This is a genomic window from Arthrobacter crusticola (genome assembly GCF_004357995.1).
Classification (GTDB): Bacteria; Actinomycetota; Actinomycetes; order Actinomycetales; family Micrococcaceae; genus Arthrobacter_D; species Arthrobacter_D crusticola.
The window spans coordinates 237,595-251,611 of sequence record NZ_SMTK01000003.1; the positions used below are offsets into that span (position 1 = coordinate 237,595).

Here is a 14,017-nt window from a genome sequence, read left to right on the forward strand (position 1 = left end):
GCCGTTAGGCTGGATGCCACCGGTTCGCAGCGGCGTGCCGCCGGCGACACGATTCTGGAGGACAAGGTGCGGGAAGGGCGGTTCGCAGGGCCCGTGCAACGGATGGCGGCGCTGCCTCCGGCGGTCCTCCATGTGCTCTTCGCCGCAGCCCTGGTCACGGCCGTCTACATCGGCCGGGGCACGCAGCTCGAAACCAGCGGTTACGCCCTGGCATGGCCGGCGGCCGGCGCGGGTTTCCTCTGGGTGCTGTGGGCCTGGCCGCGCAGGGTCGGCCTGGCGGTCGCCCTCTCCGGCGTCTTCCTGCTGACGGCCCTGCTCAACGCGCTCACCGGGCTGGATCCGGACGTCGCGGTGATCACCGGGATCGGCAACCCCGTGCAGGCGCTCGCCGCTGTATTCCTCTTCACCCGATTCGTCCCAGGCCGCACCCAGCAGAGCGTGGGGGAGTACATGTGGCTTGCCGCGGCGGCGGTCGTCGCCACCGGGGTCGGAGGCGCGGTGATAGCGGCGGGCGCCTACGCGACGGGAGCAGGCAACGTCGTCCAGGGTTTCCTGCCCTGGGTGGTCCGCAACACCGTGTCCCTCGTCGCCATCGGGAGCGTCGCACTCGTGGCCACCCGCACAGTGCCCGGCCCGTCGCCCGCCCGGCACTCCACCCGTCGCTGGATCGAGTACGCGGCCTTGGCCGGGGCCACCGCGCTGCTCTACCTCGTCAGTTTCGTGCCCTCGAATCCCCTGCCGATCGCGTTCATCACCCTTCCCGCGAACATCTGGGCCGGCCTGCGCCTGACCACCGGCTGGGCCATGGCGCACGGCCTGGCCAGCGGAACCCTGCTCGTCTGGCTGACCATTTCGGGCCACGGTCCCTTTACAGGCCTTCCACCGGACACCGCGGCCTATCTGGCCCAGGCGTTCACCTTTGTCGCCTTTTCGGTTTCGGCGGTCCTGGCCCTCAACGGCGAGGAGCGGCTGCGCCTTATCGCCAGCCTGTCCGAGGCCCACCGGGAAGCGCAGGGCGCCACCCAGCTCCGCGATGTCGTGATCGAGAAGATGTACGACGGCGTCATCGCCGTCGACGCCGCCGGCTCGGTGCTGGTGCACAACACGGCCGGGGCCCGCTGGGTGGGGGAGTCCGGACTGCGCTCGGACGTGCCCTGGACTGCGCGCTATGACTTCCGGACGACGGCGGGCGTGCCGCTGACCGAGGAGGAGCTCCCGCTGAACCGCGCCCTGGCGGGGGAGACCGTGGAGCGGGAGAGTGTCGACCTTCACCTGCCAGAGGGAGAGGTGCGCCACCTCTCCGTCGACGCCGTGCCGCTGCCGGCCGGCCAGGGCGCGGTCATCGTCTTCCACAATGTCACGGTGGAGCGGCGGCACCAGCAGGACCTTGCCCGCTTCGCTGCGGTGGTGGCCCACGACCTGCTCACTCCGCTGACGGTCTTCGACGGATGGCTTGAAATCCTTGAGGAAGAGGAGCTCACCGAGGAGGAACGCGCAAGCGTTGTCCGGCGCCTGAGCCGGGCGAGCCTGCGCATGAGCAGCCAGATCCGGGCGCTGCTGGACTACAGCCTGGCGAAGGCGGACAAGCTCACCCCCGGACCCGTCGACGTGAACGCCGTCGTCTCGGCAATCGTCGACCTCCGCGCGGCCCTGCCCGCCGAAGCGGACGCCCCGCCGGTCGACTTCCGGCTCGACCTGCGCAGCGACGTCTACGCCGACAAGCGGCTGTTCACCCAGTTGATGGAAAACCTGATCGGCAACGCGGTCAAGTACGGGCCCGCCGACGGCACGGCCGTCGTGGCGGTGACCTCCGAGAAGGACCCGGAGACCGGCTGGACGCGGATTCGAGTGGCGGACAACGGGATCGGGGTGCCGGCCGGGGACCGCGAGCGCATCTTCACCGAGTTCCACCGGTCCGCCAACGGCGCGTCCCGCGCCCCGGGCACCGGACTGGGGCTGGCCATCTGCCGCAGGATCGTTGAAAGCCACGGCGGCGACATCCGGGTCGAATCTCCGCCCACCGGCGGCGCCGTTTTCGTTGCCACCCTCCCCGCCACCTCGGAGCAGCTGCCCGCCGGCATCGGGGCCGAGGCCGCCGGCTCGCGGGTTTCCGCCGGGGGTGCCTCCTAGCGGTCCTCCGGAGGCCGGCCGTTCCGCGGATAGAGTGCGGGCGAGCCGGGGTGGCCCCCGCCGCGCCGCATTCCGGCGAGGATGGCGGCCATCGCCTCGACCGAGGAGTGCTCGGGTCTCCAGCCCAGCACCGCGGCGGCCCGGTCCGTGTTCATCACCGGCGACTGCGCCGCCATGTCGACCCAGCCCGGGTCTGTCCTCTGCACGCCGAGGGACCAGCTCGCCCCCACTGCGGCCCGCAGCAGGGCCACCGGCACGTTCAGGACGCGTCGGGCGCCCAGGAGTCCCCCGACGCGGGCGGGGGTGAGCTCCGGTTCGGCCGCGATGTTGAACGCGCCGGAGGCCCGCCGGTCCACCACGCGCCAGTAGGCGTCGGCGACGTCGTCGGCATGGACGGCCTGGAACACCATCCGGTCCGGGATGGGCACCACGGGCGGGGCGACCCGGCCGAGGAACACCTTCGGAATGAGCGGACCGAGGAAGTACCGGCCGACCTCGCTGCCGGCCCCCGACTGGAAAATCAGGCCCGGCCGCAGCCTCGCCACGGGGATCTCCGGATAGTTCAGTTCGAAGCGGTCAAGCAGCCGTTCCTGCTCCGCCTTGTGCCGGCTGTAGTGCGAGGTGGTGATTCCTCCGGTGGGCCAGGACTCGTCCCGGCGAACCGACTTGCTGGAGGGGGAGTAGGCCCCGACCGACGAGGCGCAGACGAACTGCCGCACGCCGGCCTCCCCGGCGGCCCGCAGCGCGTTCTCGGTGCCCAGCACATTGGTCCGGTGCATTGCGGCTTCGTTCCGGTTCGGCTGGATGGCCCACGCGAGGTGGATGACGGCGTCGACGCCGGCCAGCGCGCTGGGCAGCCGGCGGCGGCCCTCGTCGGTGCCCACATCGACGGTGTGCCACTCGACCCCGCTGTAGGGCGGGGCCGACTCGTCGGGAAGCCGCCGGGCGATGCCGACGATCGAGACGGGCACTGAATCCCCCGCCGCCTCCCGGTCCGCGGCCGCCCGGTGGAGCCGTCGAAGCACGGCGGTGCCGACATTTCCGGTGGCTCCGATGACGGCAATACGCATAGGGACCGCTCCTTCTCGTCGCTTTGTTACACCGTAGTGGCTGTTCATCCAACTGGACTAGTAAGTAAGCTTATGGTGCAGTTACGGGAGACAGTGCAGCGGCGGCCAGCCGTCCGTCTGCAGCCAGGCACGTAGGTGGAGGTAGCAGTGAACAGCAAGAATGCATCCCAGGCGGGGACGGCGGAGGAGGCGACCCGCCTCAAGGCGCAGAACGCCCCCGACCCTGACGACTCGCGCAAGCCCGACGACCCTACCGAACTGGCCAAGCCGGCCTGGGGATACATTTTCAAGCGCACCTTCAGCGAATTCAGCAAGGACCAGTGCACGGACCTCGCCGCGGCGCTCACCTACTATGCCGTGCTCTCGATCTTCCCGGCCATCCTCGCGCTTGTCTCCCTGCTCGGCGTCTTCGGCCAGGCCGAGGCCACGACCACCCAGGTGCTGGGCCTCGTTGAACGCTTCGCGCCGGGCCAGGCGGTGGAGACGATCAAACCAGTCATCGAGCAGCTCACCTCCTCCAACGCCGCAGGGCTCACGCTGGTCGTCGGTATCCTCGGCGCCATCTGGTCGGCCTCCGGCTACGTCGGTGCCTTCGCCCGCGCCATGAACCGGGTGTACGAGGTACAGGAGGGCCGCCCCTTCTGGAAGCTGCGCCCGATCATGCTCGCCATCACCGTCTCGGTGCTGATCCTTATCGTCGCCCTGGCCCTGATGCTCGTGCTCTCCGGCCCGGTCGCGGAGGCCGTCGGCAACACCATCGGGCTCGGCTCCACGGCCGTGGCCATCTGGAACATCGCCAAGTGGCCGGTCATGGTGGCCTTCGCCGTCATTATGATCGCCATCCTCTACTACGGCGCCCCGAACGTGAAGCAGCCCAAGTTCCGGTGGATGAGCATGGGGGCCTTCATCGCCCTGATCGTCCTGGCCCTGACCACCCTGGGCTTCTCGTTCTACGTCGCGAACTTCGGCAACTACAACAAGACCTACGGCGCCATCGCCGGCGTGATCGTGCTGCTGCTGTGGCTCTGGATCGCCAACCTGTCGCTGCTGTTCGGCGCCGAGTTCGACGCCGAGGTGGAGCGGGGACGCCAGCTCCAGGCCGGCATCGAGGCCGAGGACACCATCCAGCTGCCGCCGCGCGACACCAAGGCCACCGAGAAGAAGGAAGAAAAGACCCTGAAGCTGGTCAACGACGGCCGGGAACTCCGCGACAAATACGAGCGCGAGTCTTCAAACCGGTAACTCCGGATCACCGAACGGCCGGAGGGGATTAGGGCACGGCACCGTTTCCTAATCCCCTCCGGCGTAGGCTAGCCTTACCTCAGACCGATCCGTGGCTGAGGAGGAACCTAGATGGCAGTGCGATCGACCGCGCTGCCCAGGGGCCTCTCCGTCCCGGACGCCGCCGCGGAGGGCGGCGGGCCGGGCGGGCGGAAGCGAAAGCTCCTTGCCGCTGCTGCAGCACTCGCCCTGATCGGCATCGCCTCCCTCACGCTGGGCGCCCGCCCGGTCGGGCTTGACACCTTTTTGGCGGCGGTCACCGCCTTCGACCCGGCCAACGGCGACCACGCCGTGGTGGCATCCCGGGTCCCCCGCACCGTCGCCGGACTGCTCGTCGGGGCCGCCCTCGCCGCCGCCGGAGCCGCCATGCAGGGCGTGGCACGCAACCCCCTGGCCGACCCAGGCATTCTGGGAATCAATGCCGGGGCCGCCCTCGCGGTGGTCGCCGGGATCCACCTCTTCGGCGTCAGCGGGCCGGCCGGGTACCTCTGGTTCGCCTTCGCCGGCGCCGCCGCCGCGGCGGCAGCGGTCTACGCGGTCGCCGCGCTCGGCCGCGAGGGGGCAACCCCCATCAAGCTCGCCCTCGCCGGAGCCGTCCTGGCCGGAGGGCTGGGCAGCCTGACCAACGCCATCCTCGTCTCGCAGCAGGAAACCCTCGACCGGTTCCGCTTCTGGCAGGTGGGTACCCTCTCCGGCCGCGGCTTCGAGGTGCTCGGCACCGCCGCACCGTTCCTTGCCGCCGGGCTGGTCCTGATCCTGGGCACGGGCCGGGTCCTCAATGCGCTCGCCCTCGGCGACGACGTCGCCCGGGGCCTGGGCCAACGGGTGGCCCTCGCCCGGGCGGGCGTGGCACTCGGCGTGGTGGTCCTGTGCGGGGCGGCTACCGCCGTGGCCGGCCCGATCGCCTTCGTGGGCCTGGTCGTCCCGCACCTCGTCCGGCTGCTGGTCGGCTCCGATTACCGGTGGGTGCTGGTCTTCTCCGCGGTTCTCGGCCCGGTCCTTCTCCTGGGCGCCGACATCCTGGGCCGGATCCTGCTCCCACCGGGGGAGATCCAGGTGGGCATTCTGACCGCGCTCGTCGGAGCGCCGGTCTTCCTGGCGCTGATCCGCACCCGGAAGGCGGCGGACCTGTGAGCGCCTCCACCGAGTACCTGCGGGACGGAACGGCGGACTCCGGACGCAGCGCCGGATCCGCCGCCCGGGCCCTGGCCGCAGGGCGCGCCGCACGGCGGCGGGCCCACAGCGTGCGGGCCGGTGCGCTGGCGCTGGCCGTCGTCGTCCTGTTCGCCGTTTCGGTGCTTCTTGGCTCCTATACGGTCACCGTTCCCGACTTCTTCCGGATCCTCGGCGGGGCGCAGATCCCCGGAGCCAGCTTCATCGTGCTCGAGAACAAGCTGCCGCGCGCCCTGATGGCCGTCCTCGTGGGGATCGGCTTCGGCATGGCCGGAACGATCTTCCAGACGTTGCTCCGCAACCCCCTGGCCAGCCCCGACGTCATCGGCATCAGCTACGGGGCGAGCGCGAGTGCGGTGACGGCCATCGTGCTCTTCGGAGCCTCCGGGGCGGCGGTGTCCTTCGCCGCGGTCGCCGGTGGCCTGGCGGTGGCCGCCGCCCTCTACCTGACCGCCCGCCGAGGCGGCCTCGGCGGGTACCGGCTGATCCTCGTGGGCATCGCCTTCGCCGCTGTCCTCCATGCCCTGGTGAACTTCCTGCTGACCCGCGCCGATCTCCGGACGGCGGCCGAGGCGCTGGTCTGGCTCACCGGATCCCTGAACTCAAGCAACTGGGACCGGGCCGTCCTGCTCGGGGGCGCCCTGGTGCTCCTCGTCCCCGCCGCCCTGGTGCTCTCGCGCATCCTGCAGCTCCTTGAGCTCGGCGACGACGCCGCCGCCGGACTCGGTGTACGGGTGGAGGCCTCCCGGGCCGCCCTGATCCTCACCGGCGCCTGCCTCGCCGCCGTGTCCACCGCCGCGGCCGGCCCGGTGGCCGCCGTCGCCTTCCTCTGCGGGCCCATCGCCCGGCGCCTCGTGGGCGGGCCGCCCTCCCTTGCCCTTGCCGGCCTGGTGGGCGCCGTGCTCGTCCTGGCAGCCGACTTCGCCGCAGCCAACCTGATTCCCGGGACCTCCCTTCCGGTGGGTGTCCTCACCGGTGCCCTCGGGGCGCCGGTCCTGCTCTGGCTGCTGATATCCGTAAACCGATCCGGCCAGGGAGGCTGACATGGCTGATACCCCGCGAGTACCCTCCACCCTTGAGGCGCGCTCCATCACGCTCGGCTATGACGAGCGGAAGGTGGTGGACGGGCTCACCGTGACGCTGCCTCCGGGCAGGGTCAGCGTCATCGTCGGCGCCAACGGCAGCGGAAAATCGACGCTGCTGCGGGGTCTGGCCCGGCTGCTCAAGCCCTCGAGCGGGTCGGTGCTGCTGGACGGGCAGGACCTCCGCTCCCTCCCCTCCCGTGCCGTGGCCCGGACCATCGGGCTGCTGCCCCAGTCGCCCGTTCCGCCCGGAGGAATCACCGTCGCGGAACTCGTCGGCCGCGGCCGCTACCCCCACCAGGGCTGGTTCCGCCGGTGGACCCCCGGGGACGACGCCGCCGTGGCCGAGGCCCTGCGGGTGACGGACACGCTCTCCTTTGCCGACCGCTCTGTCGATGAGCTATCCGGCGGCCAGCGGCAGCGCGTCTGGATCGCCCTGGCTCTGGCCCAGCAGACCGACATCCTGCTCCTTGATGAGCCGACCACCTTCCTCGACGTCGCCCACCAGGTCGAGGTGCTCGACCTGATCACCGACCTCAACCGGGGCTCCGGAACCACTGTGGCCATGGTGCTCCACGACCTCAACCTCGCCGCGCGCTATGCCGACCATCTGATCGTGCTCAAGGACGGGCGCCTCGCGGCGCAGGGCCCGCCGGCCGCCGTCGTCACGCCCGGGCTGGTGCGCGAGGTCTTCGGCCTGGTCTGCACCGTCATCGCCGACCCCGTTGCCGGCACCCCCCTGGTGGTCCCGGTGGGCCGTCACCACACCGCGCCCGTCCCCGCCGGGGCCGGCACCGGGGCGGCGTCATGACGGAAACCACCCGGCGCGCCGCCCGGCCGGCGCCGCCGGCTCCCCCGGTGCTCGCCTTCGACGTCGAGGTGAAGAAGGTCGAGAGGATCGGCGCGAACTTCCAGCGCATCACCTTCGGCGGAGACAGCCTGCGGGACTTCGGCGTGAACGGGCCAACCTGCGATCTGCGGATCAAGGTCATCATCCCTCCCCCCGGCGGCAGCACGGTCGACCTTTCCGGCGAACTTCGGCGCGGAGACGGCGACGGCTGGTACCAGCGGTGGCTCGGCCTTGACCCGGCCGAGCGCGGGGTCATGCGCACCTACACGGTCAGGGCGTCCCGCTGCCAGGGCCCCTCACCGGAAATCGACGTGGACTTCGTCCTGCACTTCGACGCGGACGGCAGCGCCGGGCCGGCCGCGCTCTGGGCGGCCGGTGCGGCTCCCGGGGCGACGCTGTGCCTGATCGGCCCGAACGCGGCCGCCGCGCGGTGTGCGACCGCCGGAGCGTACGGCGGCATCGAGTGGCGGCCCGGACTGGCCGGCTCGGTCCTCCTGGCCGGGGACGAAACCGCCGTCCCCGCCATCAGCGCCATTCTCGAATCCCTGCCACCGGAACTGGGCGGGCAGGCCTTCCTAGAAGTCGCCGACGCGGCGGACATCCAGCCCCTTGAAACCCCCTCCTCGGTGGAGGCTACCTGGCTCGTGCGCGGACGTCAGGAGCACGGCGCACTCCTGAATCAGGCCGTGCGCCGCGCCCTTCCCCCGCCCGGCTGGGCCGTCCTGGCCGGGTCCGCCCCGGACCGGCAGGGTGCCCCCGGCCCCGAACCCGAGGAGGTGGACGTCGACCGCACCATCCTCTGGGAAACCCCCCAGGCGCTTTCCGCCGCGGCCTCCTCGACCGCCGAACGCCCTCCGGGCTCCCAGCCGTTCTATGCCTGGATCGCGGGGGAGGCCTCGACGGTCAGGGAACTGCGCCGGTACCTGGTCCGCGACGTGGGCATCGACCGCAAACAGGTTGCCTTCATGGGCTACTGGCGCCGCGGACGGGCGGAATCCGCGTAGCGGCCCGGCGCGCCGCCGACGACACGCCTAGTGGAACATAACGGAATTGTAACTTCCAGTAAAAAGAGTAAGCTTGCGTGAAGTCTCAACACCGTGTATTCCCCTGGTCCGTACGCCCAGCCCTGTCAGCGGACCGCTCTGACCCACCTCATGACAGGGGCGGAGGACCCACTTCCCGGCAGCGCACCGCTGTCTTCGGGGTGAAGCCTCACTGCATTGAACTGTCCGCACACAGTGGACCGGATGCCCGCCTGCCCGTTTCGCGGCAGGCAGGGAGCCGGCCCTGTGCAGTGGGGCCGAGTCGACTCTTGCTCGAACCCGACAGCTAACTTCGCAGGCGTCGCAGAGAGGCATGAAACTTGACCAACCCGGCCCTGCCCGGACGCCGCCGCGCGTCCGCAGCTGTCCCCAGCGCCACTTCAGCAACACCGGCTCCCGCCGCTCGGCCCGCGCTGGACGCCGTCCCCGCCTTCCCGAGCCGCCGCTCGCTCCGGCCCGAAGCGCTGCCGGTCGGCCGGTCCGAGCCACTGCCGGTCCGTCGGCGTGATCTGCGCCACACGGCAGCCGTCGACACCAAGCCGGCGGGCCTCCTCCCGCGGGTGCGCGCCGGAGCCCTCGTCGTAGGCCTGGCCGCCGTCGGCGCGGGCCTGGTCATGGGCGCCGTCCCCGCGCCGGCCTCAATGGACACCAAGACGGCAACGGCCCAGGCCGCCCCGGCAGTGTCATTGCCGCCGGTCACCGCCGACGCGGCCGCCGACCTCGACTTCAGCCGCCAGAAGGTGGCTGGCGTGGCCATGGCCAAATCCGGCGGCAAGGCCAAGACCCTTTCGACCGGGATCACCCGGACCGGCGACAAGCCCACCCTCGCAGCGCCCCTTGAGAACCTCACCGTCGCCTCGACCTTCGGGTACCGCGTGAACCCGCTCGGCGGCTACGCGCCCGAACTCCACACCGGCATTGACTACGCGGGAGCGTGCGGAACCCCCGTCAACGCCTCGGACGGGGGAGTGGTCGTCGACGCCGGCTGGCACGCCTACGGCGGCGGACAACGAATCGTGATCGACCACGGCGACGGGCTCAAGTCCACCTACAACCACCTCAGCTCGATCGGCGTCAGCACGGGCCAGACCATCGCCCGCGGCGCACAGATCGGCGCTGTCGGCACCACCGGAAACTCCACCGGGTGCCACCTGCACTTTGAGGTACTCGTCAACGACGAGAAGGTCGACCCCCTGCCCTGGCTCTAGTCCGGGACCGACTCCACAAAGGCGCTCCGGGCACGTGCCCGGCATGACAGTGTCCCGCCGGCACGAGCCCCGCTCATGCCCGACCGCCTACGGCAGGGGATTGCTGAGAATCGCCGGGTCCTTGCGGCCGTAGGGCATGCGGAGCCGGAGCGATTCGGGCTTCATCTCGAAGGACATGTGCGTCGCCTTGCCCAGCGGGTCGCCGTCCAGCTGCACCTCGAGGGGCTCGTGGAGCTGCACCTCGGCCCGACTGCACTGGTAGTACTCCAGCGACGGGTCCTTGCCTTTGCCCTTGGCGAAGAGCTTGCCCGCCACGTTCAACCAGCCGAAACGCCCCCGCGGTGCGACCGTCATCAGGTCAAGCAGCCCGTCGTCGATCTTGGCCCCCGGGAAGATCTCAAGGCCGCCCATGATCTTGCCGCAGTTCCCACCCATCACGCTGCGCAGCCGGCGGTCGAAGGGGCGGCCGCCGTCGATCGTAATGGTGGTCCGGGCCGGCTTGCCCGGAAGGTTCCGGATTCCGGCATCGACGTAGGCCAGCCAGCCCACCTTGTCCTTGAGGTCGTCCCGGGTGTCCGACATGATGGCGGCGTCGTAGCCGAGACCGGCCATGACGAGGAAGACGTGGGCCTTCTGCGCGCGGTCCACCGTGACGTGCACGACGTCGATCCTCCGCTCGGTCCCGTGGAAGGCCGTATCGACGGCCTCCTCCGGGTTGTCCACGGCAATATCGAGGTTCCTCGCCAGCAGGTTGCCCGTGCCCAGCGGCACCAGGGCCATCGCGGTCCCGGTGCCCGACAGTTCCTCGGCCACGCACCGCACGGTGCCGTCGCCGCCGGCGGCGATGACGACATCGACCCCGGCGCGCAGCGCCTCCTGCGCCTGCCCGTGGCCCGGGTCCTCCACCGTGGTCTCGAGCACCAGGGGCGCCTCCCAGCCCTCCTCGGACGAAACCCGCTCCACAATCTCCCGGGCGTCCGCTCCGGTGTTCTTGATCGGATTGAGGATCAACGCGGCCCGCTTGCCGGCACGGTCGGTGGTCGTCATGGATTCCTTTCCAGTCGCCTGTCGGGGCCCGCCTGTCACGGGTTGGCACGAGCCTACCCGGGCTGTGCCGCCGTTGGCAGACGAGGTAGCCTTTGCTGATGGATTTTTCCCAGCGGTATGTTGCACTCGGCGATTCCTTCACCGAAGGTGTCGGCGACCCGGACCCCGGCAGCCCCAACGGCGTGCGCGGCTGGGCCGATCGAGTCGCACAGCAGCTCATCCTGGCCGACAGCTCCTGGGGTTACGCCAACCTCGCCATCCGGGGCAAGCGGATGCGCCAGATCCTCGAGGAGCAGATCGACGCCGCCGTACTGCTGCAGCCGACCCTCGTGACCATCTACGCAGGCGCCAATGACATCCTGCGCCCGCGCGTCGACATCGATGCGCTGATGGAGCACTACGACGCCGGAATCGCCCGGCTCGCCGCCACCGGCGCGGCGGTCGTCGTCTTCACCGGATTCGACTCCTCCGGCTCGGCCGTCTTCGCCACAACCCGCGGCCGCACCGCCGTCTACAACGAGCTGCTCCGCGAGATCGCCGACCACCGCGGCGCCGACATCGTCGACTACTGGCGGATGCGCGAATTCCGGAACTGGTCCTACTGGGACACCGACCGGATGCACATGGCCACCGCGGGCCACCTGCTCATGGCCCGGAAGGTCCTCGAAACCCTTAAGGCCTCCCACAGCATCGACCTCCCCGAGCTCGACGCCCGGCCCGCGCTGACCCGGCTCAACCAGCTCCGGGCCGACGCCCAGTGGGCACGCGACTACCTCTCCCCGTGGGTGGGGCGGCGGCTGCGGGGTGTCTCCTCGGGCGATGACCTCACCGCGAAGTACCCCGCGCTGAGCCAGCCCGACTGGTCCGGAGCCAGCGTCCGGTGAGCCGGGTTCCGCCCCCGGCTGCGGGAACAGGTCCGCTCCCCGGCATGTGTCAGGATAGGCCCATGGCATCGCCCCGATGGCTCACGCCCGACGAACGCCGGGCGTGGCTCGCGCTGTACGCTGTTTCGACGCTGCTGCCCGGAACCCTTGACGCCCACCTGTTCCGCGAGGCACGCATCACCCTGTTCGACTACCACGTACTGGCGATGCTCTCCGAGTCCGAGGACTTGAGCCTTCCGATGAGCGAGCTCGCCGCCCGCTCCAACGCTTCGCTGTCCCGCCTCAGCCATGTGGCCAAGAAGCTGGAGGCGCGCGGCTGGCTCTCGCGCAGCCCCTCGACCTACGACGGAAGGGTCACCACCGCGGTCCTGACCGGGGAGGGTATGGATGCCGTCCAGCGCCTGGCGGTAGAGCACGTCGACAAGGTGCGCGAGCTGGTCTTCGAGTCCCTGGACAGGCGCGACACCGCCGACCTTGAGCGGGTGGGGCGGAAAATCCTCGCCGCCATCCAGGCCGACCACTGGATTCTCGGCGAGGACGGGCGCACCGAATGACTCCTCCGGGAGGGCGGGCACGCCCGGGCCCCGGGACGCGCACAGCAGGAAAACGACTCCGCCTTCCGGTTTGGCGCTGAGCCGGACGGCACGTAGTATGGTATGGCGTTTGGTTGAGTCGCTCCCGCCCCGGCGGAAGGGACACAGCTACCCGTAACCACCTGGAATATTAGGCCGCCGCCGGGACATCGACCCGCGGCGCCGAATCTTCACCGTCTTCCCCGCGGCGAGGCGCCTCGGCAGGTTCTCACCCTGCCAGGTCCACCTCCGGAAAGCTGCAGTAATAACGGTGTCATTACTGGTGGCGGGACGCTTCACAAGTGATTCCGTCACGATCATCTAACTGGAGGAGAGTTATGGCAGCCCACTGCCAAGTGACCGGAGCCGAGCCCGGCTTTGGACACAGCATTTCGCACTCGCACCGCCGCACGAAGCGCCGGTTCGACCCGAACATTCAGAAGAAGCGCTACTGGGTTCCGTCCCTGCGCCGCAATGTCACGCTGCAGGTTTCTGCGCGCGGCATCAAGACCATTGACGTGCGGGGCATTGACGCCGTCGTCGCCGAGATCCAGGCGAGGGGAGTGAAGCTCTAATGGCAAAGGATAAGGACGTACGTCCCATCATTAAGCTGAAGTCCACCGCCGGAACCGGTTACACCTACGTGACCCGGAAGAACCGACGTAATGATCCCGACCGCATGGTCCTGATGAAGTACGACCCCAAGATCCGCAAGCACGTCGAATTCCGAGAGGAGCGCTAAAGAATGGCAAAGAAGTCAAAGATTGCCCGCAACGAGCAGCGCAAGCTGATCGTTGAGCGCTACGCTGCAAAGCGCCTCGAGCTCAAGAAGACCCTTGTCGACGAAAACGCGTCGGATGACGCCCGCGAAGCCGCACGCCTCGGCCTGCAGAAGCTTCCGCGCAACGCTTCCCCCGTGCGCCTCCGCAACCGCGACCAGATCGACGGCCGCCCCCGCGGAACGCTCCAGAAGTTCGGCATCTCGCGTGTGCGTTTCCGCGACATGGCCCACCGCGGCGAACTGCCCGGTGTGACCAAGTCCAGCTGGTAACCAGCACACAGCATCAGCAGGAGAAGCCGGCGGCCCTCGGGCCGCCGGCTTCTCCTGCGTTCGGGCCCGGGATTCCGGGAAGGGCCTCCCGCAGGGGCCGGGCGCCCTGGGGACGGCCCCACGGGTCCGCGCAGGGGCCTTTCGGGCCCGGATGGCCCCTAATTGCCCCCGATAAAGGCGCAGGAGCGGCGCAGTTCCGGGTTTTTTCCGCCCAAGCTGGTAAGTTTTCCGACAGGGGCTTTCCGAATACCCCGAAAGCTCGTTTCAATAACCATGTCCAGGAGGACCTAAATTGGCTAAAAACCGTAGTGAACTTGTTGCCGAGGTAGCTGCCAAGGCTGACACCAGCCAGGCTGCAGTCAACAGCGTGCTTGACGCCCTGTTCGACGTCTTCGCAGAGTCCGTTGCCAAGGACGAGAAGATCAGCATCCCGGGCTGGCTCGCCGTCGAGCGCACGAGCCGCGCCGCCCGCACCGGCCGCAACCCCCAGACCGGCGAAACCATCCAGATTGCCGCCGGCCACGGCGTGAAGCTGACCGCGGGTTCGAAGCTGAAGGCCTCCGCCAAGTAGTCTCCGCAGGATTCAGGACCGCTGCCGACCACCGGCAGCGGTCCTTTCCGTTTTA

The 14,017-nt window shown here is 69.9% G+C and carries 15 protein-coding genes and 1 riboswitch; of the genes, 13 read left to right on the forward strand and 2 right to left on the reverse strand.

Annotated features, from left to right (window positions below):
• The first annotated feature begins 102 nt into the window (after positions 1–102).
• Positions 103–2,130 (forward strand): sensor histidine kinase, encoded by a 2,028-nt coding sequence (locus E2F48_RS08875; RefSeq protein WP_133403648.1) that lies wholly within the window; start codon positions 103–105, stop codon positions 2,128–2,130.
• On the opposite strand, the gene E2F48_RS08880 is transcribed toward E2F48_RS08875, so the two are convergent.
• Positions 2,127–3,200, reverse strand: a complete 1,074-nt coding sequence (locus E2F48_RS08880; RefSeq protein WP_133403649.1) for an NAD-dependent epimerase/dehydratase family protein — start codon at positions 3,198–3,200, stop codon at positions 2,127–2,129. The genes E2F48_RS08875 and E2F48_RS08880 overlap by 4 nt on opposite strands.
• 147 nt (positions 3,201–3,347) lie before the next feature.
• Here E2F48_RS08880 and E2F48_RS08885 point away from each other — a divergent pair, with 147 nt between their 5' ends.
• The 6 genes from E2F48_RS08885 to E2F48_RS17620 all read left to right on the forward strand — a co-directional run bounded on the left by E2F48_RS08885 (position 3,348) and on the right by E2F48_RS17620 (position 9,837).
• Entirely contained in the window at positions 3,348–4,442 is a 1,095-nt protein-coding gene (locus tag E2F48_RS08885) for a YihY/virulence factor BrkB family protein (protein ID WP_133403650.1), read from the forward strand.
• A 111-nt stretch (positions 4,443–4,553) separates the two neighbouring features.
• Complete coding sequence (locus E2F48_RS08890) at positions 4,554–5,615, forward strand: FecCD family ABC transporter permease (RefSeq protein WP_133403651.1); 1,062 nt, start codon at positions 4,554–4,556, stop codon at positions 5,613–5,615.
• A 71-nt stretch (positions 5,616–5,686) separates the two neighbouring features.
• Positions 5,687–6,697: a FecCD family ABC transporter permease gene (locus E2F48_RS08895; RefSeq protein WP_425455773.1), complete on the forward strand. Its 1,011-nt coding sequence runs from the start codon at positions 5,687–5,689 to the stop codon at positions 6,695–6,697.
• Position 6,698: 1 nt separating this feature from the next.
• Positions 6,699–7,547 (forward strand): ABC transporter ATP-binding protein, encoded by an 849-nt coding sequence (locus E2F48_RS08900; protein ID WP_133403652.1) that lies wholly within the window; start codon positions 6,699–6,701, stop codon positions 7,545–7,547.
• Positions 7,544–8,590, forward strand: a complete 1,047-nt coding sequence (locus tag E2F48_RS08905; protein ID WP_133403653.1) for a siderophore-interacting protein — start codon at positions 7,544–7,546, stop codon at positions 8,588–8,590. The genes E2F48_RS08900 and E2F48_RS08905 overlap by 4 nt, the downstream gene beginning before the upstream one ends.
• A 124-nt stretch (positions 8,591–8,714) precedes the next feature.
• Positions 8,715–8,945: riboswitch (cyclic di-AMP (ydaO/yuaA leader) on the forward strand.
• Positions 8,946–8,949: 4 nt separating this feature from the next.
• Positions 8,950–9,837, forward strand: a complete 888-nt coding sequence (locus E2F48_RS17620) for a M23 family metallopeptidase (RefSeq protein ID WP_246018726.1) — start codon at positions 8,950–8,952, stop codon at positions 9,835–9,837.
• A gap of 87 nt (positions 9,838–9,924) precedes the next feature.
• Here E2F48_RS17620 and E2F48_RS08915 read toward each other — a convergent pair whose 3' ends face one another.
• Positions 9,925–10,884: a diacylglycerol/lipid kinase family protein gene (locus E2F48_RS08915; RefSeq protein WP_120167564.1), complete on the reverse strand. Its 960-nt coding sequence runs from the start codon at positions 10,882–10,884 to the stop codon at positions 9,925–9,927.
• Positions 10,885–10,982: 98 nt separating this feature from the next.
• Here E2F48_RS08915 and E2F48_RS08920 point away from each other — a divergent pair, with 98 nt between their 5' ends.
• The 6 genes from E2F48_RS08920 to E2F48_RS08945 all read left to right on the forward strand — a co-directional run bounded on the left by E2F48_RS08920 (position 10,983) and on the right by E2F48_RS08945 (position 13,962).
• Positions 10,983–11,768 (forward strand): SGNH/GDSL hydrolase family protein, encoded by a 786-nt coding sequence (locus E2F48_RS08920; RefSeq protein ID WP_133403654.1) that lies wholly within the window; start codon positions 10,983–10,985, stop codon positions 11,766–11,768.
• Between the two features lie 62 nt (positions 11,769–11,830).
• Positions 11,831–12,322: a MarR family winged helix-turn-helix transcriptional regulator gene (locus E2F48_RS08925; protein WP_133403655.1), complete on the forward strand. Its 492-nt coding sequence runs from the start codon at positions 11,831–11,833 to the stop codon at positions 12,320–12,322.
• 356 nt (positions 12,323–12,678) lie between these two features.
• Complete coding sequence (gene rpmB, locus E2F48_RS08930; protein ID WP_026545364.1) at positions 12,679–12,915, forward strand: 50S ribosomal protein L28; 237 nt, start codon at positions 12,679–12,681, stop codon at positions 12,913–12,915.
• Complete coding sequence (gene rpmG, locus E2F48_RS08935; RefSeq protein ID WP_019481734.1) at positions 12,915–13,082, forward strand: 50S ribosomal protein L33; 168 nt, start codon at positions 12,915–12,917, stop codon at positions 13,080–13,082. Before rpmB ends, rpmG begins: the two co-directional genes overlap by 1 nt.
• Positions 13,083–13,085: 3 nt before the next feature.
• Positions 13,086–13,391 (forward strand): 30S ribosomal protein S14, encoded by a 306-nt coding sequence (gene rpsN, locus E2F48_RS08940; protein ID WP_120167570.1) that lies wholly within the window; start codon positions 13,086–13,088, stop codon positions 13,389–13,391.
• Positions 13,392–13,683: 292 nt separating this feature from the next.
• Positions 13,684–13,962 (forward strand): HU family DNA-binding protein, encoded by a 279-nt coding sequence (locus tag E2F48_RS08945; protein WP_120167571.1) that lies wholly within the window; start codon positions 13,684–13,686, stop codon positions 13,960–13,962.
• Positions 13,963–14,017: the final 55 nt, after the last annotated feature.